Below are 22,661 nucleotides of genomic sequence, written 5' to 3' on the forward strand. Positions count from 1 at the left end.
CTTAGGGATAATTATTTCAGGAGAATTTTTATATTCTTTGGGATTCGGATAATTATAATAAAGCTTTTTACAGGTTTTCTTGTTCAGACTGACCAATGCTTCAGCGACCTTTACAGCAGCCGTCACACCGTCAAATACTGGAACACCGAGTTTTTTCTGAAGATCATCGGCAAATTCCACCATCCCGGCACAGCCTAAGCATATTGCTTCTGCTTTATCTTCATTTATCGCTCTTAAACTCATTTCATAAAGCTCTTTAGCACCTTTTTCAGGATTGCTTTCAAATTCCAGTACTTCCATGTCCGTACATCTGATTGAAGCACATCTTCCTTCAAGTCCGTATCTGTGCACGACCTCATCCATAACCATTTTCCATCTCGGAAGAATTGTTACAACTGAAAACTGATAAGCTACAAAAGTTGCAAGGTGCATTGAAGCTTCTGCAATTCCCACTACAGGCTTGTCGGTTACCTCTCTTGCCGGATTTATTCCGGGATCTCCATAGCAGGCTGTTATATATGCATCATATCCGCCCTCAAGAGTTTCACCTTTATGAACCTCCTCAACAACACCGGCAGCGGCAAAAACTTCATCATGCCAGCATTCTATGCTTACAGGACCCTTGTCCGGGCTTACTGCTTTAATTTCGGTACCGGGTGACGCTGCTGAAAGCGCCGCCTTTAAAATACCGTTTGTCATAGCCTGAGTAGTATTAGGATTTATTATTTTTATCTTCACATTTCTTCTCCATACTTCACAGCAAAATTATTACTTCTGATATGCAAGACCATAAGGTTTGCTGGTAACAAATTTACCTGTTCCCTCTTTTCCTACATACTGACTGTCTTCAACAACCAGCTCGCCTCTGAGGTAAACCTTGCTTGGATGACCTTTTACTACTCTGCCTTCAAATGGTTCGTAGTCTGTCTTGTGATGGCTTGTTGCCATTGAAATTACTGATTCACTGTCCGGATCGTAAATCAGAACGTCTGCATCTGATCCAGGTGCAAGAGTACCCTTCTGAGGATAAATACCATTAATCTTTGCAGGGTTTGTACAGCAAAGCTCAACAAACTGCTGCTTTGAAATTTTACCTGTTTCAACACCGTATGTCCATACCATCTGCATTCTGTTTTCAACACCTGCACAGCCGTTAGGAATCTTTCTGAAGTCACCAAGACCTCTCTTCTTATGCTCTTCAAAGTTGAATGCACAATGGTCAGAAGAAATAGCATTCAGCCAGCCTTTCTTAACAGCTTCCCACATTGCATCCAGATGCTCCTGTGAACGAAGAGCAGGTGAGCAAACGTATTTAGCACCTTCAAATTCACCGTTTTCAGGAGAAGTTGATTTTAACACATCTGTTGTTACAGTCAGATAATGTGTACATGTTTCACCGAATATCTTGACACCCTTTGAATATGCATCACGGATAACTTCCATAGCACCTTTTGCTGTAACATGTACTATATAAATAGGAGCATCTGCAAGCTCTGCTAAATATGCAGCTCTTCTTACAGCTTCCTCTTCAACAATAGGAGGTCTTGAAACAGCATGTCCATAAGGGCCTGTAATACCTGCGTCCATTGTCTGCTGCTGAAGTGTTGCAATCATTTCCGCATTTTCAGCATGAACCATAATTGTAACGCCAGCTTCCTTTGCAGCCTGCAAAGCTCTTAAAACTGAACCGTCTTCCATGTGATAAGCCTGACCCTTATAAGCCATAAACAGCTTTACTGAGGTAATACCATATTCAGGAAGATGCTTGATTTCATCAAACAGCTCATCTGTCGGATCATATACAACTGTATGGAAAGCATAGTCGCAGCAAGCCTGATCACCAATTTCATCTCTCACATAATTATCAACTGATGTTTTAAGGCTTTTACCGATTTCCTGATTTACGAAATCAACTACAGTTGTTGTACCGCCGCAAACTGCTGCTGAGGAGCTTTCCCAGCCAACGCATCTTGAATCGTCCATCTTGAAAAGAAAATGTGTGTGCTGGTCAACGCCGCCCGGCATAACATACTTGCCTGTTGCATCAACAACTTCATCAGCTGCAACGTCAAGATTCTTACCAACCAGTTCGATCTTTCCGTCCTTCATGAATACGTCTCCAACAAATTCATCGCTGGCGGTTACAATTGTACCGTTTTTAATAAGTGTGCTTTTCATAATAATCTTATCCTTTCTGTACTTTTAAAGCGTTAATAACGCCTTAATTTATTCTTCAGTAAGCTTTAATATTGTATTAAGCAAAAGGTCTGCTCCTGCTTTAATATCCTCAAAACTGGTTTTTTCTTCCGGAACATGGCTTCTGCCATCGATACTAGGGACAAAAATCATTCCTACATCAGTAATTTCAGCCATATAATTTGAATCATGAACTGCTCCGCTTGGCATGAAAATATAATCAAGACCAAGTTTTTCAGCTTCATCTTTCATAATATTTTTCATATAATCCTTGATTTCAATTGCATTTGAGGTCGCACCGCATTCACATGTTACCTCGCAGCCATTGTTTTTTGCTGCTTTTTCAGCTTCCTTTTTAAGTCTGATTGCAATATCATCCATTGATTTATTTGAAATATCACGAATATCAACTGTAAATGAAACTTCTGCCGGAATAGCGTTGGGAATATTAGGCTTTGCTTCAATGAATCCTACTGTAGCAACTGCCGTTTTTGTTGTTTCCTTTGCCATATCCTTTATTTTGGAAATGCATTCAGAAGCAGCGCACATAGGATCCTGTCTCAAATGCATCGGTGTTGCTCCCGCATGATTCTGCTTGCCTTTAAAGGTAACTCTGTACCACTGACAGCCGGCAATACCCTCAATAATTCCTATTGTATGGTGTTCCAGATCAAGTCTTACACTCTGTTCAATGTGCAGTTCAAGGCTTGCCTTTATTTTCCCTTTTTCAATCACGTCCTCAGGAATTTTATCCGGATTGAAACCTGCTTTTTTAATAGTATCATAAGCCGTTTCACCGTCTAATGTTTTCATTTTTTTAAGATCTTCAATTCCAAGCTTTCCTGTGAGAATTTTGCTTCCCATTACAGGCACCTGAAAATTCGAACCCTCTTCTTCCGCATAGAACACAACCTCATAGGGTCTTTTGGGAACGAAATTATTTTCTTTCATTACCCTTGCACATTCCAGTGCGCCAACACTTCCGACAATGCCGTCAAACATTCCGCCGCTTTTGACAGAGTCAATATGCGATCCGGAAACAACCGGTTCAAGCTCCGGCTGCAAGCCCTCATATCTTGCGAAAATATTGCCTACAGCGTCCACTCTTACCTTCAGTCCGATACTCTCACAAATATCCAGAAGATATTTTCTTGCCTTGAGATCATCACGGCTGTAGGAAAATCGTGAAATACCAGGTCCCTCAGAATTGAATCTGGACATATCCGTAATAGTTTCCTTTATTCTGGAAAAATTGGTTTCCATTTATTGTAATCCTCCCTTGAATATAATCAGCTATTTGAGGCGACTGTTTCCGGACTCTCTTTCTTATCAGTTCCCGAATCATCAGAATCAAGAGCTGCCATTTTCTTTGCCTTGTCAGCCTTGACATTTTTCTGCTTGATAATTGCAGAAATTGCAACAGCCAGTACAAGAGCAGCACCATAGAAGATGTTCTGGATATATGTTGAAAATCCGAGAAGTGAAAGTCCTCTGATACCAGTTTCCAGGAAATATACTGAAATAAATGCACCAATAGGATTGAAACGTCCTGGTTTAATAAATGTAGTACCCAGGAAAACAGCTGCAAATGCCGGCATAAGGAAGTCATTACATGAACCTGATTTAGCACTTCCTGTTACACCTGAATACATAACACCTGCAAATGCTGAAAGAGTTGATGATGCGATGAGACATCCCCATCTGATTTTATCAACCTTAACACCGGAAAGTCTTGCAACATCTTTGCCGTGACCAATAAACAAAATCTTTTTACCGATAGAGGTATGTTCAAAAATATACCATAAAACAAGCATAAGAATAAGGCAATAGAAGAAAATATACTGAATATTGAAAATCTTTCCTATACATACTTTCTGAAGTGATTCAAGTTCAGTACCTGAAAGAGTTTTGTTGGAAATCCAGAGTGTTATACCTGCTAAAAATGTACCGACACCCATTGTAACAATAAACGGATCAATTCCGATTTTGACAACGAAAATACCGTTTACAAAACCGATTACAACACCGACTGCAATTGACAGCAGAGCTGCCAGCCACACATTTACACCTTTTTCCACCGCCAGATATACGGTAATCATATTTGCAAGAGTCATTGTATACGCCGCTGACATATCATAATCTCCTGCCGTCAGCGGAATCATAACCGCAAGTGCGAGAATGGCAACTACCGAACGTGTGCCTGTAATAAGTGAAAGTGTATTCCAGTTAAAGAAGAGATCTCCGCTTGTAATTGCAAAAACAGCAATTACTATAACCCATGCAATGATAACGGAATATTTCTGAATGAAGCCGCTTACTCCGCCGCCTCTGGTATTTCTTATTGCGCTTCTGTTATCAGCCAATTTAATTACCTACTTTCATTATAAATTTAGTTGCTGTTATAACACAGCTGAGTAATTCTTTCCTTAGTGATTTCAGAACCTACAAGAGTTTTAATAATTTTTCCTCTTACAAAAATTATTACTCTGTCACAAATCTGAACAAGCTGATCATAATCTGAACTTGCACAGACTACTGCTGTTCCATGTTTTACAGCCTTGTCAATATGCTGATATATCTGCTGTCTTGCACCTACGTCAACACCCTGAGTAGGTTCGTGAAGTATCAGCAAATCCGGTCTTTCCTGAAGCCATTTTGCAAGAAGGACTTTCTGCTGATTTCCACCTGACAGATTTCCGAAATTCAGCTTGACATCATTAGGATAAACTGCATACTGCTCATTTAAATCCTCTGCTTTTTTTCTCATTTCCCTGCTTTGCAGTCTCCACGGATGATATTTCTTATGAACCTGCATCATAACATTTTCTTCAATAAGCAGATCCATAATACCTCCCTTATGAGGACGGTCGGCAGGAATAAGTGCAATATTATCAGAAACTGCTTTTTTCATATTATAATCTGCAAGATCAATTTCCTTATTATGGATTTCCATGGTTCCGCCCTTAAATTCATTCGCACCGAAAAGAACATACGGTATTTCTCCGAATCCGGAACCTACCAGACCAGTTACTCCCACAATCTCTCCCGGATTAACTGAAAAACTTACATCACGAATGGTTTCGCCTTTAATGTGATTGAATTTAACTGCGTCGGGATGTATCTCATAGTGATAATCAGTATTTTCTTTAACGTAGGAAGAAAGCTTCTTTCCAAGGATCATTTCAATTACACCGTCTTTAGTGGTTTCAGCTGTAATTGCTTCACCGCTGTTTACACCGTCTCTTAAAACTGTAATAATATCTGTGATCTCCATAACCTCATCAAGATCATGAGAAACAAACAAAACTCCAAGTCCCTCAGACGCTATCTCTCTTACAAGCTTAAACAGGGTATCAACCTCAGTTTTGGTAAGAAATACAGTAGGCTCGTCAAGTACAAGCAAGCCTCTTCCGTCACTTCTTCCCTTGATACTTTCAACAGCACGTACTATTGAAATCATCGCTTTGTCAACCTGGTTTAATGATTCAATATTAGCATCCAGATTAACCTTGATATTATATCTATTCAGTATTTCTTCTGCGGCAGCACGTTCCTTTTTCCAGTGAATTTTAGCCCCGCTTGAAAAAATCTGTACATTTCGCAAATTTTCGAGTACACTCAGTGAAGGCACAAGACCTAAATCCTGATGTACAAAACTCAAACCGTATTTTGTGAGCATGTCCGGATCAATAGGAAGCTTAACGCTGTTTCCGTTTATGTAAAGCTCGCTGCCCTTATCCGGGTGATTAAATCCTGACAGTACTTTAATCAAAGTTGATTTTCCGCAGCCGTTCTGGCCTAAAAGTCCATGAATTTCTCCCGGCATAATTGCTAAATCCACACCGTCAAGAGCTTTGTTAAGACCGAATGTCATAGAAACGTTTTTAAGAAAAACTGTTGCATTTTTCTTTTTATATTCATCATCAATATTTTTATAATCAACCTTAGTCATAAATTCACATCCCTTCGCAAGACAAATAAAATCATATTTTATATAGAGCAGATATTTCTATCTGCTCTATACTATTATAATATACTATTATGACAGACCCCAGATCTTTTCGTAAGCTTCCTTAGCTGATTCGCCATAACCTATACCATATTCACATTTGCCGTCAGCATTAAGAGCTTCGTCAACGTTTTCGCTTGTCCATACACGGAATAATGTAGGCTCTTCAACCTGTTTCATATCAAGAGCTGTTCTCATTTCATAGTCAACAGTTGCATAGGCAATTGTAAGAAGGTCTTCACCAATGAGCATTTCGATATCGCCTGTCTTTACATAGTCAACAGCAAACGGAGTACCGTTATAAGCTACGATCTTAGCAGAAGAACCAGTAGACTTTACAGCTGGTACAATGTACTGTGTAGCTGAGTCATAGATTGAAATGATGTAATCTGTATCCGGATGAGCTGACAGATAATTTTCTGTTTCACTCTGGCACTTTGAACCCCAGTCAACAATTGCAACGTTTACAAAATCAACTGTTGCATCAGGTGCATATTTTGCAAATTCATCTTTAATACCATTTTCCATTGATGCTGTAGAAGTAATTTCTTCAGAAACTACAACCAGAACATTACAATCTGTACCGGCATTAACAATTGCCCAGTCTGCCAGAAGTCCGGCAACATCATAATAACCAGCACCCATATTTCCTGAAACCGGTGAAACTTCCTGTTCATAACCTGTAAGGTGTGAAGTTACGACCTTAACGCCGTTATCCATACATTCCTGAATCTGTGCACCCAGTGTTTCAGGTGTAGGACCTGCCTGAAGGTCTACAAGTGAATAACCTTTTTGTGCAGCACTGTTAAGTCCGGCGATATGTTCTTCGGCAGCTCCCTGGTTTTCAAGTAAATCACATGTAAAGCCAACCTTTCCGGCAACCTCACAAATCTCTTCGCATATTGTCTGGTTAAACGGGTTTGAACTTGTTCCCGGAATTGTCATCCATTTCTTGCCTGCCATAGCAGCTTTAGCATCAAATGATTCTCCTTCAAAGGAATCCATATCAAATTCCGGTACACCCTTATACTTATCAATTTTAGCCTGAAGCTCTGATACATCTCCTGATGCGGAAGCTTCTCCTGCTTCAGATGAACTTGATGAACCTGCTGTACTTGATGAATCCGATGATGAATCGCAGCCTGTAAATACTGCACCTACCATAAGTGTTGCTAAAACAGCAGATAAGATTTTCTTTTTCATAACCATTACTCCTTTTCCATAAATACTTATTCAACCCTGATAAACTGAAACGGTGCCAAAATTTTCAGTTAAGAAAATTTCGGCACCGTTGCCAATATTCAGTGTTATTAAAGCGTCAAAATAAATTTAATTAAGAAACAAACTATTAAACTTTATTTTTTTATGTTTCATTGTTCAAATTTATTTTATGTATATATGATACTCGCATAGCGCAATAAAGTCAAGAAAATTTTTGAAAAATAGAAATAATTTTGTTTTTTGCTGTTTTTGCCGAAAAAAATTCACTGTTTTCGACATTTTACTAATTTATTTTCTGTTTAACATATTTAAATTAGTCATTTTAAAACTGTTTTATACCTTGATTTTTAAAGTCGGGGTTGCAATAAAAAAATAAAAGTGATATACTTTAACCGCAAAAATTAATTTTCAGGACAACACGTCCTTAAGAGAAAGGAACTGATCTTTATGTTATTCTGTGCAAACTGCAAAATCCACTCATGCAGCGGAAACGGCAAAACTCCTCCAGGAAAATGTCCTACCGAATCCGGTAACTTTGACCAAATCAAAAACATTTACCGTAATGAGGAGAATATGAAAATTGCCCGTGTGTCCGGATACCTCTCAACGGACTACACAAACACACGAATTGAAGAAACTATGAAATTTGCAAAGGGATGCGGCTACAAAAAAATCGGACTTGCTTTCTGTATAGCTCTGGAAAAAGAAGCAGCTGTTATAGATAAAATTTTCCGGTATAACGGTTTTGAAACTGAATCTGTAATATGCAAAATCGGAAAAATTGAGAAAAAGGAGCTTCTGGATATTGAAAATGGAAATGCACCAATCATGTGCAATCCCATAGGTCAGGCTGAATATCTCAATGATGCCGGAACTGATCTGAATGTGGTTATAGGATTATGCGTAGGTCATGACACTTTATTTTTCAAATATTCCAACGCACCTGTATCTGTTCTTGCTGTCAAGGACAGAGTTTTGGCTCACAATCCTTTAGGCGGTGTATATATGTGTGATAATTTTATGAAAAACAGATTTTTTCCGCCTAAGGAAAATGAATAATTTATATAATTTAATAAACATCACAAGGGCATGCATTACTGCATGCCCTTTATATGAAAAAGAGTAAAGGAAATTTCGTCATAATTACTTAATGTACTTTCTCGGAACTCTTTTACTTATATTGCATACAAACTCATAGTTAAATGAACCTGCAAGTGCTGAAATTTCTTCAACAGAAATAAATGCATTTCCCTGACGCCCGAACAATACTACTTCATCCCCTGTTCTGACATCATCTATATCTGTAACATCAATCATAAACTGATCCATGCATACTCTACCGGCAATTGGTGCTTTTATACCATGTATAAGCACATATCCTTTGTTTGCAAGAGCATAGGGATATCCATCAGCATATCCTACAGGACATGTTGCAATGCATGTTTCTTCCATAGTCACAAATGTACTGCCATATCCGATGCCTGTTCCAGCGGAAACAGTTTTGACATGAGATACATGAGTTTTAAGCTCCATAGCCGGTTTTATGGCAAGCATGTTTTTGTCCACCTCACCGCTGGGATACAGACCGTATGTTATAATTCCGCTTCTTACCATTTCAAAATTACATTTCATTTCCATGATTGCCGCACTGTTTGAAACATGCCGTACAGGTATTTTTATTCCCTGTCGGCATAAGTTATTATAAAAATCATTAAATCTTTCCAGCTGTTTTACGGCAAAGGATTTGTCAAGACAGTCCGCACTGGCAAAATGGGTAAAAATACCCTCAATTTCAATATTCGGCAGACTGATTATCTTTTTTATTTCATCTGCACTTTTTTCACCCGGAATAAATCCTATTCTGCTCATACCAGTGTCAACAGCAATATGTACAACTGCTCTTTTGCCATATTTTCCGGCACACTTATCAAGCTTCACTGCGTCTTCAAATGTAAAAACAGAAGGTGTAAGATCATATTTCAGTATATCGGGATATACCTCCGGAGAAGTATATCCAAGAAGAAGTATCTGTTTTGTGATCCCCACATTTCTCAGCTGTATACCCTCTTCATATATTGCAACGCCATAAGCGTCTGTAATATCGTCTATATACTTTGCAATTTCAGCCGCACCATGACCATAACCGTCTGCCTTTATAATTGTCATAAGCTTTGTACTGGTATTTATTCTATATTTTACATGCTCAAGATTTTCATGAATATTCTTTAAATTCACCTCTGCCTGAACTCTGTAATATTTGTTTTCCAATTAAACACACTTCCCCGGCTAAAACGCTTTCAATTCAATATTATTTTCCTCAAATGCATGGCACAGCTGCTGCGTAAATAACAGTGCCTTTTCACTGTCTCCGTGTACACATACTGAATCTGCTTTTATAAAAATATCTTTTCCCGTTACAGTCCGTACCTTATTCTCCGTAATCATTCTCATAACACGCTTTACAGCTGTATCACTGTCTGTAATCATACTGCCCGGTCTGCTTCTGGGAACAAGTGTTCCGTCCTCTTCATAAGCTCTGTCCGCAAACACCTCACAAGCGTATCTTATACCCAGTTTTTCAGCCGCAGATGTCATTTGACTTCCAAAAGGTGCCAGAAGCTTAAGCTCAGAATCAAATTCTTCTATAGCCTGAACAACCGCTTCTGCTATGTCCTTATCTTTAACTGCCATATTATATAAAGCACCATGAGGCTTTACATGACACAGTTTAGTGTTATGCACACGACAGAAAGCCTCCAGTGCCCCCAGCTGATAAACTATCATATCCCTTATTTCAGATGGACTGATATTCATATTTCTTCTTCCAAAGCCCTGCAGATCCGGAAAACCCGGATGTGCTCCTATATGCACTCCGGCATCAGAAGCCAGCTTCACAGTTTTATTCATAACAGACGGATCAGAAGCATGAAATCCGCATGCTATATTTGCAGAAGTTATATTTTTTATAACCTCTGAATCATTGCCTATTTTATACATTCCGAAGCTTTCACCCAGATCGCAGTTTAAATCTATGGTTTTCATGTATTTTTATCCTTTCAGATCAGTATTTTTAATATCTGTAATAAACATATGTCCCGGTGCATGGGTAATAACAAAATCCGGTTTTGAATTCATTATTACAGACTGGGGAGTAACTCCGCATGCCCAGAACACTGGTATCTCTCCGGGATTTATAGTTACACTGTCTCCAAAATCCGGCTTTGAAATATCATTAATGCCTATCAGCGACGGATCGCCGATGTGTACTGGTGTTCCGTGTACTGACGGTACCTGTTCCGTAACAGTAACGGCTTTTACAACCTGATTATATGGTATGGGACGCATGCTTACAACCATTTTTCCGCTGAATTTTCCCGCAGGCATGCAGTCAATATCAGTTTTATACATGGGAACATTTTTTCCTTCTTCAATATGTCTTACGGGTATTCCGGATTCAAGCATCATAGATTCAAATGAAAAGCTGCAGCCTATCAGAAAAGATACAAAATCATCTCTCCAGAAATTTTCGATATTGCTGTATTCTCCTGTAAGCTCCCCTTTTTCAAATATACGATACCTTGGAATATCCCTGGCAATATCTGCATTTTCTACTGTAAATTTCGTAAGCCTGCTGCCCATATCGGTCACTTCAAGAATCGGACATGATTTAGGATTCCTCTGAGCAAAAAGCAGAAAATCAAATGCATCACTTTTTGGCAGAATAACAAGATTTGCCTGAGCATAACCGCTGCACATTCCGGAGGTCTGCCATGTTATTTTTTCCTCAGCAATAAGCTTTCTGACTTCAGCAGGCGTCTTATCCGCATAAATCAAGTTATCATGCATTATTTTCACATCCTTCCGTATTTTCTGAACATTTTATTAAGTTCTTTCTCACGCCTGATATACATTTTCTGAGCTTCTTTAATTGTTATTTTTTCAAATTTTATTTTTTCTCCGGGTTTATGCTGAACAAATTTCGGTATATCTGCAGTTGCCACTGCTCCTATTTTGGCGTATCCTCCGATAGTCTGCCTGTCAGCAAGCATAACTATAGGCTGACCGTCAGAGCTTATCTGAATACTTCCGAAAGCGATACCATCAGATATTATATCCATTCCATTCTTACTTTCAATTGCAGTACCCTGAAGACGGCATCCCATACGGTCATAATTTCCCGATACAGTGTATTCCTCTGAAAAGAATGTATCAATTCCCTTTTGAGTAAACATATCACACTGTGCACCTGATACTACATGAACAATATCTCCATAAACATCCTCAGGTTCTATAGATATTCCTTCAGTACAGCTTAAAAAACCAGTATTTATAACATCTCCCGTCATAAGCTTTCTTCCGTTAAAGCCACCGATACCGCATTTCATATTTGTTGACCTGCTCCCCATAACAACCGGGACATCAATACCGCCGCTGAAAGAAATATAGCCATGACAGCCTTTCTGTGCATACCCCATTGTAAGTACATCACCGGATTCTGCCTTGTAAACAGTATAAAGACTGCATTCACGACCGTTAAGACAAGCTTGCATATCAGCTCCGCCAAGTGCGAAAAAAGCCGTATTTTCAAACTCAAAATCTCCGCCCATCATGGTCATTTCAATAACCGCTTCATTACGGCTGTTTCCCAGAATGCAGTTTATGCAGGCAGCGCTGTAATAATCCAGAACGCCGGACTGCGAAACTCCTTTGTCTGCAAATCCGAATCTGCCGCAATCCTGAACAGTCATCATAGGTCCTGCTCTTAATATTTTAACTGCCATAATAATCACCGCATTTATATTGATATATTCCCGATTCAACCTGTTTTTTTATTTCCAGGTATTCCTGTTCTGTTACCGGTATAAATTTAAGATAATCTCCGGCTGAATATAAAATCGGATGAGGACGTTCAGGAGCATAGACATCGAGAGGAGTTGTGCCTATAAGTCTCCAGCCGCCGGGAGATTTCATGGGATAAATACCGGTCTGTTCGCCGCCTATTCCCACACTTCCGGCAGGAATAACAGTTCTCGGAGAGGAAAGTCTGGGGGCGGCAATTGTTTTGTCAAGTCCGCCCAGATATGCAAAACCCGGAAGAAATCCCAGCATATAAATTCTGTAGCATACGCTGCTGTGGCGTTTTATAAGTTCATCGGACGATATTCCAAGAAGTTTAGCAGTATCTTCCAGATCTTCGCCGTATGCTCCGCCATAGCAGACAGGAATTTCCCACAGTTTCTTTTTTTCACTTCCGGCTACAGATAATTTACGGCATAAGGATTTTATTTTTCGTTTCAGCTTTTTGAAAGAAATCAAAACCGGATTATAGCTTATCATAAGAGAGCAGTATGCCGGACAAATCCCGGTAACTCCTTTTAAAGGCTTCTCCCTGAGTGCTTTTGCAAGAGCATTTACCATGTTGTTTGTTTCTTCGTTTATTTCACTGCCGAATACTACTGTCATAGCCGTATCAGAAGTAATCAGAAATTTAATATCATCCATTTTCATCACCATATTAATTATGACTTAAAAAACCCCAGTTTGTCAACCCTTGAATACCAGTTATCTCCCGTATTTTCATACTGAATGGTACTTTTAACCATATCTCTCATAAGACTCAGTATATGAACATTTGTTTCACAGTCTACCCCGTCCACTGCCGGAACAACCCATCCTGTCATATCAATCATTCCGCTTCTTGAAGCCGTAATTATCGCTTCACGCTGAAGATTCTCATCCTGTAAAATATCAATATCCTTTTTTATATATGCAAGTGCTGCAATCATTCCTGCACAGCCCCAGTCCGATACAGCAGCTGTTATAATATTGTCAGCACTCACATCGGAAACTATACCTCCTCCGCAGCCGCAGGAGCATGTACCATCCGCAGCATAGGGTATGTATTTCTGAATATGTTCCTTTATTGTCCCCATTCCTATCTCATTTCCCAGATCGCATATTGCAATATTCAGAATGCCTTCTTCTTTCAGTCTGCAAAAAAGTATGTCTGCCTTGGCTTCAAGCTTTGTAACGTCAAGTCCGGTGGCATTATGATATACTCCGCATTTATTAGGTCCGGGAGCTTCAATGCTGACCACGGCGTCAGGAGTATATTTTCCGCATAAATCGTCTGTCAGCTTTTTTGCTTCGTCAATATCCTTAGGAAATACTATAACTCCCATTGAAATTGTATAATTGAAAAGATCATCAATATTTTCAAAAAGATGAAGTCCCATAACAGCCGAAAGGCTTTTTACTGCCGGAATATTATCCTCCGGACATATTATTACAGGACGTGCATTAAATCCTTTTACAAGTGCTCTTGCAAGAAGCATAGAACTTACAATTCCGTCCATTTCAGCCTTTTTATGTGTGGGCAGTACAAATCCGGTCAGAATGTAAACAAGACTTCCGTCCTTTACAGCTGCTGCAAGCTTTTCTGCTGCATTCATTGTAAGAGGATATTTTGTATATTCTCTCGCACCCTTGTAAAGAATATTGCATACCCCATAGCCTCTGGGATCTATATTGGAAAGCTTATCAAGACTGTTCCCCAGATTAATTCTTGAAATTTCTTCCCTTTTCATGGTGATTTCCTCCTTAGTCTGTTTCCTTCATAAACTTTTCAAGATACGCATCCTGAAGCTTTTGAAGTATTTCAGGAGCTTTTCCTCCTACTGGCTTGCCGTCAACCTCAATTGCCTGAAGACAAAGCTGTCCTGAGCTTGTAACAACAACCTCATCTGCATTCATAAGATCATCAAGTGTGTAAGGCTGTTCCAGAACAGGAATACCAAATTCACGGCAAAACTGTAAAATATGTTTTCTTGAAATTCCCGGCAGAATAAGATTATCTGTAGGTGCAGTTATAAATTTACCGTCCCTGATAATCGAAACATTGCTGTGTGCACATTCTGTCACACGGCCGTTTCTGTGGAAAATACATTCATCACAGCCTGCTTCTTTTGTTGCCTGAGCCGCCATGACACTTGGTATAAGATTCAGCGTCTTTATATTGCACATTAAAAATCTGACATCCTCCATTGTGATAAGTCTTACCTTTTTATGGATATCCACAATTTTTCTGGGTTCAATTGTGATCCAGAGACTAGCCTTGTCTTCACTGTCCGGAAAGGCATGATTTCTCAGTCCCTTGTTTCCCCTTGTAACCTGCCAGTAAACAAACTGTTCACCGTCATCAACCTTGTTTACCATTTCCTCAAGAGCAGCTTTAAGTTCTTCCCTTTTCACAGGAATTTCAATTTTCAAAAACTTTGCACTGTTATAAAATCTGTCCAGATGATCTTCAATCGCAAAAATTTTATGATTTCTGGCATACGTGGCATCATACACACCGTCACCGAAAAAGCATACTCTGTCAGTCATAGGAATCATCATTTCTTCTATCAGACCAATTCTTCCGTTATAATATCCCAAATTTTTCATAAGATAAATTCCTCCGCATAAAAAAATAAAGCCCTATCATAAAATCCGCCCCATTGCGTAAATTATAACAGTTCTTTTATAGCTTTATAATAACTCTGAAATTTAAAAAAGTAAAGTTTTTTTGAAAATACAGTATAAAAAATTCTTTTTGGCTTCAAATCTGAAATATTTTTGCTGATAAATTTGAAAAAGCTATTTTTTTCTGTACCTGTAAATCTGACCGCAAATAAAAGCAGATAAACCACAATCAGCAAAAAATTCTTTTGTGGTTCATCTGCTTAAAAAATCATTTATTCATTTGCAAGCTCCGCAAGCGTTCTCGCAAGAACATCAGTTCCGGCTGCTATATCGTCAAAATCAGTCCATTCCCCGGGACTGTGACTTATTCCATTGCGGCTGGGAACAAAAATCATGGCAACAGGAGCAAAACGTCCGACAAAAAGCGAATCATGATACGGTCCGCTTATAAGATGTTCATAAGAATATCCAAGCTCTTTAGTATATTTTTCAATCATATCTGTGATTCTTTCTTCACAGCGAATGGGTATATCACAGTTATAAGTCTTTACATCAATTTTAACTCCACGTTCTGACTCAATTTCAGGAAAACATGACATAAGATTTTCCATAAGTATTCTCTTGCTGTCATAGTCAATATCCCTGATATCAACTGAAAATTCACATACTCCGGGAATCACGTTAACCGATCCGGGTACTGTCTTTATTTTTCCAATGGTTGCAGTCGTATACTCGCTGGCAGTATTTTCCCGTGCCAGCTTTTCCAGAATCAGCGAAATCTCACATGCCGCCATATATGCGTCATGCCTGTCCTCCATTGACGTACCTCCGGCATGACTTTGCACTCCGGTTACAGTAACATCATAATTTGACGGTGCACAGATTCCCTTTACAATCCCTATTTTTTTACCGTCTTTCTCAAGATGAGGTCCCTGCTCAATATGCATCTCAACTGCCGCATAAACATCACCGTTTTTTCTTACTATATCAGAAAATCCCGATAAATCATATCCCAGATCATTCAGTACTTCATAAAGGCTTTTTTCGTCCTTGTCATAAACTTTCTTCGTATCCTCCAGAGTCAGTTCCCCTGCCATAGCACGGCTTCCAAGGCAGCTCAGACCAAATCGTGTAGGTTCTTCAGAAGTATATATTATTACATTAATATCCCTTTTATGCTCTGTTTTGCTTTCTTTGATTATTCTGAGAGCTTCAATACCGCCTATTACTCCCACCATGCCGTCAAACATACCGCCGTTTAAGACAGTATCAATATGCGAACCTGTCCATACCGGTGCTAAAGATGAATCCGTTCCCTTTAAACAGCCGAAAACATTTCCGATACTGTCTTCAGTCACCTCCAGACCAATATCTCTCATAAGTCCTTTTACAAATTCTCTTCCGGCAAGCTCGGTATCAGTAAACAGCACTCGTGTTGTACCGAACTCCGGAGTAGAATTAAATTCATTTAATCCTCTTAAATTTTTTTCTATTACCGATGAATCTGCTTTAATCATTTTTCTTTACCGTCCCTTACATAACATTTACTGGCTTTCCGTCCAGATATGCAGTAACATTATCAAATACCATTCCTGCACGTATTTCCATAGCCTCTGCTGTTGCAAAAGCAATATGCGGAGTTGCTATGACATTCGGGGCATTAAGAAGCGGATGACTGCTGTCAATCGGCGGTTCATTTTCAAATACGTCGATACATGCTCCGGCGATTTTTCCGGATTTAAGTGCATCTGCTAAAGCTTCACTATCTGCTACCGGTCCTCTGGCAGTATTGATAAGTACAGCGTTTTTCTTCATAAGTCCAAGCTTCTGAGCATTTATAAGTCCTCTTGTTTCCTCAGTCAGCGGAACGTGAAGCGACACAATATCACACTCTGCAAGCAGACTGTCAAGAGGCAGGTATGTAATGCCGTCTACAGACTTTTGAGTTCTGGAATATGCATAGACCTTGCAGCCGAACACCTTTGCAATTTCAGCGACTTTAAGTCCGATTGCACCTGTACCGACAATTCCGAACTTCTTACCCCGAATTTCATTTCCTACAAGACCATCCTTAGTACCATTACTGCGAACAGCAGTATCGCATTTTATAACGTTACGGTAAAGTGAAATAAGCATGCCGAAAACAAGCTCCGCTACAGACTCAGTTGAGTATCCGGCACAGTTGCTGACAACAATTCCCTTTTCACGGCAGTAATCCATTGCAATATGGTCAACACCCGTAAACGCAACACTTATCATTTTTAGGTTTTTGCAGTTTTCAAGCACTTCCCTTTTCAGCGGAAGATTTGAAACAACAATAATATCTGCATCCCTTCCTCTCCGGGAAAGCTCAGCAGAATCAGTAGTTTTTGTATCATAGTAAACTATTTCAGCCTTTGAGCCTACAATTGATTCAGCGGTTTTTTTAAGCTTTTCCATTGGTATTCCAAGCGGTTCAATAACAACAATCTTCATAGTAAAACAACTCCTTTTTATTACAGCAAAACATCTCTGTTGCAGTCTTTTGAATAAATATATGAAAATAATTCTCTGCCTACTCCGTATGCACCCTGCTGAACGAATGCACCGAACCACATAAAATCGTTCTTTTTTATGGGCATCCACTTATCTTCCATAAGGTACATTCCCTCTCCTGTAAGAATATATGCTCCATGCTCCTGAACATGAGTTTCCACAAAAGGATGGCAGCCACCGGGCTTAAATGCAAGTATATGCATATTCATGTCAAATGAAAGATCATCTGTAGGAAGAAAATCCTTAATAAGCACATTTTCCATATCGTCATATATACGGTATTCAGTATTATTGATATTCCCTGAAACCTCATATGGAAGCTTATCCCCGAACGGAATATATTTTTGCTTATAAAATAATATTTTCGCATTGCAATCTCCGCAGTTTTCAAAAATCATTCCGCAATCAGGAGGAGAATAAATATATCCGCCATCACTTAGTGTTACGCCATTGGCTTTTATACTGCCGCTTATACAATATAGAAAACACTCAACTCCGTTTTCAGCAGACATGGGAGAAACTGTACCGCCGACAGGTTCAATTTCAATTACATATTCAACAAAACCAGCACCCATTTTTGGTGAAGCAAGTATACTTGTACGGCATCCTTTCAAAACCGGAATTATATTATTTACAAGTCCGCTTTCGGGAATAACTGCAAAAAGTCCGGGTTTTATCACTGCCCGTGAACTTAAAACATCACTGGGATATCCCATAAATCAAACCATCCTTTCAATAAACAAAAAACGGAGCAGACATAAATCTGCTCCGTTGCATAATTATTACGCATACAGTATAACACTAAAATCCGGAATTGTCAACAAAAACTTTTTAATTTGCCTTTTTTTACAGGCTGTGCTATAATTAAAAGGCAATACACAAGAATACGGAGGATAAAATATGGAAAATATTCATGTATATGAACGAGATGCCCATTATTATGAAACAGATAAAATGGGAATTATACATCATTCAAATTATATAAGATGGTTTGAAGAAGCAAGGGTTGATTTTATGCAAAAGGCAGGTTACCCTTATGATGTCATGGAATCAACCGGAATCATGATGCCTGTTTTGTCAGCCGAGTGCAGCTATAAAAGTTCTGTAAGGTTCGGTGATACTGTTTTGATTTATACGGCAATAAGCCAGTTCAACGGATTTAAAATGCAGCTGCAATATAAGGTATGCGATAAAAAAACAGGAGAGCTCCGTGTATACGGAAGCACCTCCCATTGTTTTACAGACATGTCCATGAAACCTTTAAGAATCAAAAAGACCCATCCTGAAATATATGATATATTTGATAAAATATCTCCTCAGGAGCTATTTTAAATAACCTTTCAAATACTTTCCTGTATATGAATTTTCGCATGCGGCAACTTCTTCAGGAGTTCCTGTTACAACAACTGTTCCGCCGCCGTTACCTCCCTCAGGTCCCAGGTCAATTATATGATCAGCTACTTTTATTACGTTTAAATTATGCTCTATTACCAATACTGTATTTCCGGTGTCCGCAAGCTTCTGCAAAACCTCAATAAGCTTGTGGACATCTGCTGTATGCAGACCAGTTGTAGGCTCATCAAGAATATAAATTGTCCTTCCTGTTGCACGTTTTGAAAGTTCCGTAGAAAGCTTGACTCTCTGTGCTTCTCCTCCTGAAAGAGTAGTTGCCGGCTGACCGATTTTTATATAGCCCAGTCCGACTTCCTGAAGAGTTTTAAGCTTGCGCAGAATCTTCGGATGATTTTCAAAGAATTTTACTCCTTCATCTACTGTCATTTCCAATACATCATAAATGGATTTCCCCTTATACAACACTTCAAGAGTTTCCCTGTTGTATCTCTTTCCCTTGCACACTTCACAAGGAACATAAATGTCAGGCAGAAAATGCATTTCAATCTTTTTGATTCCGTCACCTTCACATGCTTCACAGCGTCCGCCTTTTATATTAAATGAAAATCTGCCGGCTCCGTATCCATGAGTTTTAGCATCATTTGTCTGTGCAAAAAGCTCCCGTATATCCTTAAAAACTCCTGTATAGGTAGCAGGATTGGAACGAGGTGTCCTTCCGATTGGCGACTGATCAATATTAATAACTTTATCAAGATATTCCAGACCTTCTATTGATTTGAATTTTCCTGCCCTTACCTTTGCACGGTTCAATTTTGCCGCCAGATGCTTATATATAATTTCATTTACAAGGGAAGATTTTCCTGATCCTGAAACACCTGTCACGCAGACAAATTCACCCAAAGGTATTTTTACATTTATATTTTTCAGATTATTTTCCGCAGCACCTTTTACAACAAGATAATCCCCATTCCCTTTACGTCTTTTTTCAGGCAGAGGGATTTTTTTCTTTCCGCTCAGGTACTGTCCGGTAACTGATTTTTCACATTTAAGCAGTTCATCAACTGTTCCGGCAAAAACAACTTCTCCTCCGTTTACACCAGCACCAGGACCTATGTCCACAATATAGTCTGCCGCAAGCATTGTATCATCGTCATGCTCTACTACAATCAGAGTATTTCCAAGGTCACGCAGACGCTTAAGGGTTGCAATAAGCTTGTCATTATCTCTCTGATGCAAACCGATACTGGGTTCATCCAGAATATACAGAACCCCCATAAGAGAAGAACCTATCTGAGTTGCAAGTCTGATTCTCTGGCTTTCTCCGCCTGACAGCGTACCGGAAGAACGGGATAATGTCAGGTATTCAAGTCCTACACTCTTTAAAAATCCCAGACGCTCTCTGATTTCTTTCAGAATTCTTTCAGCAATCATCATTTCACGTTCAGTAAGCTTCAGATTATTTATAAAATCCAGTGCTTCTGAAACAGAAAGCTTTGTAAAATCAATAATATTTATTCCGCCGACAGTTACAGAAAGGCTTTCCTTTTTCAGACGTTCTCCCCTGCATTCCGGACAATTTATTTCGTTCATGCATTCGGCAATTTCACTTTTTGAATAATCACTGCCAGTATCCTTATATCGTCTTTCCAGATTATTTATAATGCCTTCAAATTTACTGTATCTTACACCGCCGCCGAAAGAATCAATTATTTTAAGTTCCAGTCTGTCTTCTGTACCATACAAAAATGCATCAGCTGCTTCTTTAGGCAGATCCTTAAAAGGAGTATCAAGACTGATATTATATTTTTTTGCAATGCCATTATAATACATCATAGCAATAGAACCTTCTGTAAGAGTATTCCAGCCGCTTGCCTTAATAGCTCCCTGTCTGATACTCAGTTCCTTGTTAGGCACTATAAGATCCGGATCTATTCTTAAAAACGTTCCCAGACCAGTACATTTAGGACATGCACCGAAAGGATTATTAAATGAAAACATTCTGGGGTTTAGTTCTTCAATACTAATATTATGTTCCGGACATGCATAGCTCTGGGAAAAAAGCATTTCCTCTCCGCCTATTACATCCACTGCAAGCATTCCGCCTGACAGTGAAACTGCCGTTTCTATACTGTCAGTTAAGCGTGATTTTATACCGTCCTTTATAACAAGACGGTCAACGACTATTTCAATATTATGCTTTTTATTCTTGTCAAGCTTTATTTCTTCCGAAAGCTCATACATACTGCCGTCTATTCTCACACGGACATATCCTGAACGCCTTGCCTGATCAAGCTCCTTTGCATAAGTACCCTTTCTGCCCCTGACAATAGGAGCAAGAAGCTGTATTTTCGTTCCGTCTTCCAGTTCGGTTATTTTATCCACGATCTGATCAATTGTCTGCTGCTTTATTTCCCTGCCGCAGACAGGACAGTGCGGTATTCCTATTCTTGCATACAGAAGACGCAGATAGTCATAAATTTCTGTTACTGTTCCCACAGTTGAACGTGGATTTTTGGAAGTTGTTTTCTGATCTATGGATATTGCCGGAGAAAGTCCCTCAATACTGTCTACATCGGGTTTTTCCATCTGCCCCAAAAACATTCTCGCATAAGAAGATAAGCTTTCCATATATCTTCTCTGTCCGTCAGCGTAAATGGTATCGAATGCAAGAGAAGATTTTCCCGAACCTGAAAGTCCCGTCATAACAATAAGCTTATCTCTTGGTATTTCAAGATCAATGTTTTTCAGATTATGCTCTCTGGCACCTTTAATTACTATTTTATCAGTCATTTGTTTCCCTCTAATTCCTTGATTTTATCCCTGAGATATGCAGCATGCTCAAATTCAAGCAATTTTGCAGCCTCTTTCATTTCAGCCTTAAGCTTTGCAATGAGTTCTGTTTTTTCTGCCTTGGAAAGTTTTTTACCTGTTTTCTTTTCAACAGTTTCCTTTGAAGAAATTTCAAGTACCTTTCTGATTTCTTTCTTTATGGTTTTCGGAGTAATTCCATGTTCCTTATTATATGCCATCTGAATAGAGCGTCTGCGTTCTGTTTCTGTTATGGCACGTTCCATAGATTTAGTTACAGAATCAGCATACATAATAACCTGTCCTTTTGCATTTCTTGCAGCACGTCCTATAGTCTGGACAAGAGAGGTTTCACTCCTTAAGAATCCTTCCTTATCGGCGTCAAGAATGGCAACAAGTGATACTTCCGGTATATCAAGTCCCTCACGCAGCAGATTTATTCCGACAAGAACGTCAAACTCTCCCTCACGCAAATCCTTAATAATTTCCATACGTTCTATTGTATCAATATCATGGTGAAGGTATCTGACCTTTACTCCGGCATTATCCAGAAATGCCGTAAGGTCTTCAGCCATTTTTTTAGTAAGGGTCGTTATAAGCACTCTTTCATCAATTTCCGCACGCTTATTTATTTCTGACAGCAGATCTTCAATCTGTCCCTGAACCGGCTTGACTATAACTTCCGGATCAACAAGTCCGGTAGGACGAATAACCTGTTCCACTATCTGTTCTGATTTTTCCTTTTCAAACTGTCCCGGAGTAGCGCTTACAAAAATCACCTGATTGATATGGTCATAAAATTCATCAAAATTAAGAGGTCTGTTGTCAAATGCACTGGGCAGTCTGAAACCATATTCTACAAGAGTATTTTTTCTTGCTCTGTCTCCGGCATACATTCCGCCTATCTGCGGAACAGTAACATGGCTTTCATCAATAAGCATAAGAAAATCCTTCGGAAAATGATCAAGCAGCGTCATTGGCGTACTGCCCGGAGGACGCCCCGAAAGTATACGGGAATAATTTTCAATACCGCTGCAAAAGCCTATTTCCTGAAGCATTTCCATATCATAATGAG

Annotated in this window: 20 protein-coding genes; 2 read left to right on the plus strand and 18 right to left on the minus strand. The window is 39.2% G+C overall.

Going from position 1 to position 22,661, the window contains the following annotated elements; genetic code table 11:
• The 6 genes from ACI4WO_RS00360 to ACI4WO_RS00385 all read right to left on the minus strand — a co-directional run.
• Positions 1 to 738: aspartate/glutamate racemase family protein (locus ACI4WO_RS00360; protein WP_439805572.1), on the minus strand; the 738-nt coding region annotated here is incomplete at its 3' end.
• Positions 739 to 768: 30 nt separating this feature from the next.
• Positions 769 to 2,178, minus strand: a complete 1,410-nt coding sequence (hydA, locus tag ACI4WO_RS00365; protein ID WP_439805573.1) for a dihydropyrimidinase — start codon at positions 2,176 to 2,178, stop codon at positions 769 to 771.
• Positions 2,179 to 2,226: 48 nt separating this feature from the next.
• The gene (locus ACI4WO_RS00370; protein WP_439805574.1) at positions 2,227 to 3,459 is read right to left on the minus strand and encodes a M20 family metallo-hydrolase; all 1,233 of its coding nucleotides are present in this window, start codon (positions 3,457 to 3,459) and stop codon (positions 2,227 to 2,229) included.
• A 26-nt stretch (positions 3,460 to 3,485) separates the two neighbouring features.
• Complete coding sequence (locus tag ACI4WO_RS00375) at positions 3,486 to 4,559, minus strand: ABC transporter permease (RefSeq protein WP_439805575.1); 1,074 nt, start codon at positions 4,557 to 4,559, stop codon at positions 3,486 to 3,488.
• A 26-nt stretch (positions 4,560 to 4,585) separates the two neighbouring features.
• Entirely contained in the window at positions 4,586 to 6,148 is a 1,563-nt protein-coding gene (locus ACI4WO_RS00380; RefSeq protein ID WP_439805576.1) for a sugar ABC transporter ATP-binding protein, read from the minus strand.
• 87 nt (positions 6,149 to 6,235) lie between these two features.
• Positions 6,236 to 7,408 (minus strand): sugar ABC transporter substrate-binding protein, encoded by a 1,173-nt coding sequence (locus ACI4WO_RS00385; protein WP_439805577.1) that lies wholly within the window; start codon positions 7,406 to 7,408, stop codon positions 6,236 to 6,238.
• 465 nt (positions 7,409 to 7,873) lie between these two features.
• Here ACI4WO_RS00385 and ACI4WO_RS00390 point away from each other — a divergent pair, with 465 nt between their 5' ends.
• Positions 7,874 to 8,485, plus strand: coding sequence for a DUF1847 domain-containing protein (locus ACI4WO_RS00390; RefSeq protein ID WP_439805578.1), 612 nt, complete (start codon positions 7,874 to 7,876; stop codon positions 8,483 to 8,485).
• An 84-nt stretch (positions 8,486 to 8,569) separates the two neighbouring features.
• Here the strand turns inward: ACI4WO_RS00390 and alr are convergent, their stop codons facing one another.
• The 10 genes from alr to allE all read right to left on the minus strand — a co-directional run bounded on the left by alr (position 8,570) and on the right by allE (position 18,141).
• A complete protein-coding gene (alr, locus tag ACI4WO_RS00395) occupies positions 8,570 to 9,694 on the minus strand; it encodes an alanine racemase (RefSeq protein WP_439805579.1) in 1,125 nt (374 codons plus the stop codon).
• Between the two features lie 18 nt (positions 9,695 to 9,712).
• Complete coding sequence (locus ACI4WO_RS00400) at positions 9,713 to 10,468, minus strand: LamB/YcsF family protein (RefSeq protein ID WP_439805580.1); 756 nt, start codon at positions 10,466 to 10,468, stop codon at positions 9,713 to 9,715.
• 6 nt (positions 10,469 to 10,474) lie between these two features.
• Positions 10,475 to 11,272, minus strand: coding sequence for a putative hydro-lyase (locus tag ACI4WO_RS00405; protein WP_439805581.1), 798 nt, complete (start codon positions 11,270 to 11,272; stop codon positions 10,475 to 10,477).
• Positions 11,273 to 11,277: 5 nt separating this feature from the next.
• The gene (locus tag ACI4WO_RS00410) at positions 11,278 to 12,207 is read right to left on the minus strand and encodes a biotin-dependent carboxyltransferase family protein (protein WP_439805582.1); all 930 of its coding nucleotides are present in this window, start codon (positions 12,205 to 12,207) and stop codon (positions 11,278 to 11,280) included.
• Positions 12,197 to 12,928 carry a 5-oxoprolinase subunit PxpB gene (gene pxpB, locus ACI4WO_RS00415; RefSeq protein WP_439805583.1) on the minus strand — a complete coding sequence of 244 codons (732 nt, stop codon included), beginning with the start codon at positions 12,926 to 12,928 and terminating at the stop codon, positions 12,197 to 12,199. The genes ACI4WO_RS00410 and pxpB overlap by 11 nt, the downstream gene beginning before the upstream one ends.
• A gap of 17 nt (positions 12,929 to 12,945) precedes the next feature.
• The gene (locus ACI4WO_RS00420) at positions 12,946 to 14,013 is read right to left on the minus strand and encodes a DUF4392 domain-containing protein (RefSeq protein ID WP_439805584.1); all 1,068 of its coding nucleotides are present in this window, start codon (positions 14,011 to 14,013) and stop codon (positions 12,946 to 12,948) included.
• A gap of 13 nt (positions 14,014 to 14,026) precedes the next feature.
• Positions 14,027 to 14,872 carry a D-amino acid aminotransferase gene (locus ACI4WO_RS00425; RefSeq protein ID WP_439805585.1) on the minus strand — a complete coding sequence of 282 codons (846 nt, stop codon included), beginning with the start codon at positions 14,870 to 14,872 and terminating at the stop codon, positions 14,027 to 14,029.
• 290 nt (positions 14,873 to 15,162) lie between these two features.
• Positions 15,163 to 16,407, minus strand: coding sequence for a M20 family metallo-hydrolase (locus ACI4WO_RS00430; protein ID WP_439805586.1), 1,245 nt, complete (start codon positions 16,405 to 16,407; stop codon positions 15,163 to 15,165).
• 16 nt (positions 16,408 to 16,423) lie between these two features.
• On the minus strand, positions 16,424 to 17,365 hold the full coding sequence (locus ACI4WO_RS00435; RefSeq protein ID WP_439805587.1) for a 2-hydroxyacid dehydrogenase: 942 nt from the start codon (positions 17,363 to 17,365) through the stop codon (positions 16,424 to 16,426).
• A gap of 20 nt (positions 17,366 to 17,385) precedes the next feature.
• Entirely contained in the window at positions 17,386 to 18,141 is a 756-nt protein-coding gene (allE, locus tag ACI4WO_RS00440; protein ID WP_439805588.1) for a (S)-ureidoglycine aminohydrolase, read from the minus strand.
• Positions 18,142 to 18,325: 184 nt separating this feature from the next.
• On the opposite strand from allE, the gene ACI4WO_RS00445 reads away from it, so the two are divergent.
• Positions 18,326 to 18,757: an acyl-CoA thioesterase gene (locus tag ACI4WO_RS00445; RefSeq protein WP_439805589.1), complete on the plus strand. Its 432-nt coding sequence runs from the start codon at positions 18,326 to 18,328 to the stop codon at positions 18,755 to 18,757.
• On the opposite strand, the gene uvrA is transcribed toward ACI4WO_RS00445, so the two are convergent.
• Positions 18,749 to 21,568: an excinuclease ABC subunit UvrA gene (gene uvrA, locus ACI4WO_RS00450; RefSeq protein WP_439805590.1), complete on the minus strand. Its 2,820-nt coding sequence runs from the start codon at positions 21,566 to 21,568 to the stop codon at positions 18,749 to 18,751. The two genes, ACI4WO_RS00445 and uvrA, sit on opposite strands and share 9 nt — an antisense overlap.
• Positions 21,565 to 22,661, minus strand: a 1,097-nt coding sequence (locus tag ACI4WO_RS00455; RefSeq protein WP_439805591.1) for a helicase-related protein, incomplete at its 5' end; no start/stop codon positions are given. The genes ACI4WO_RS00455 and uvrA, both read right to left, overlap by 4 nt.

The sequence above is a fragment of the Porcipelethomonas sp. genome, from assembly GCF_051893655.1.
Lineage (GTDB): Bacteria > Bacillota > Clostridia > Oscillospirales > Ruminococcaceae > Porcipelethomonas.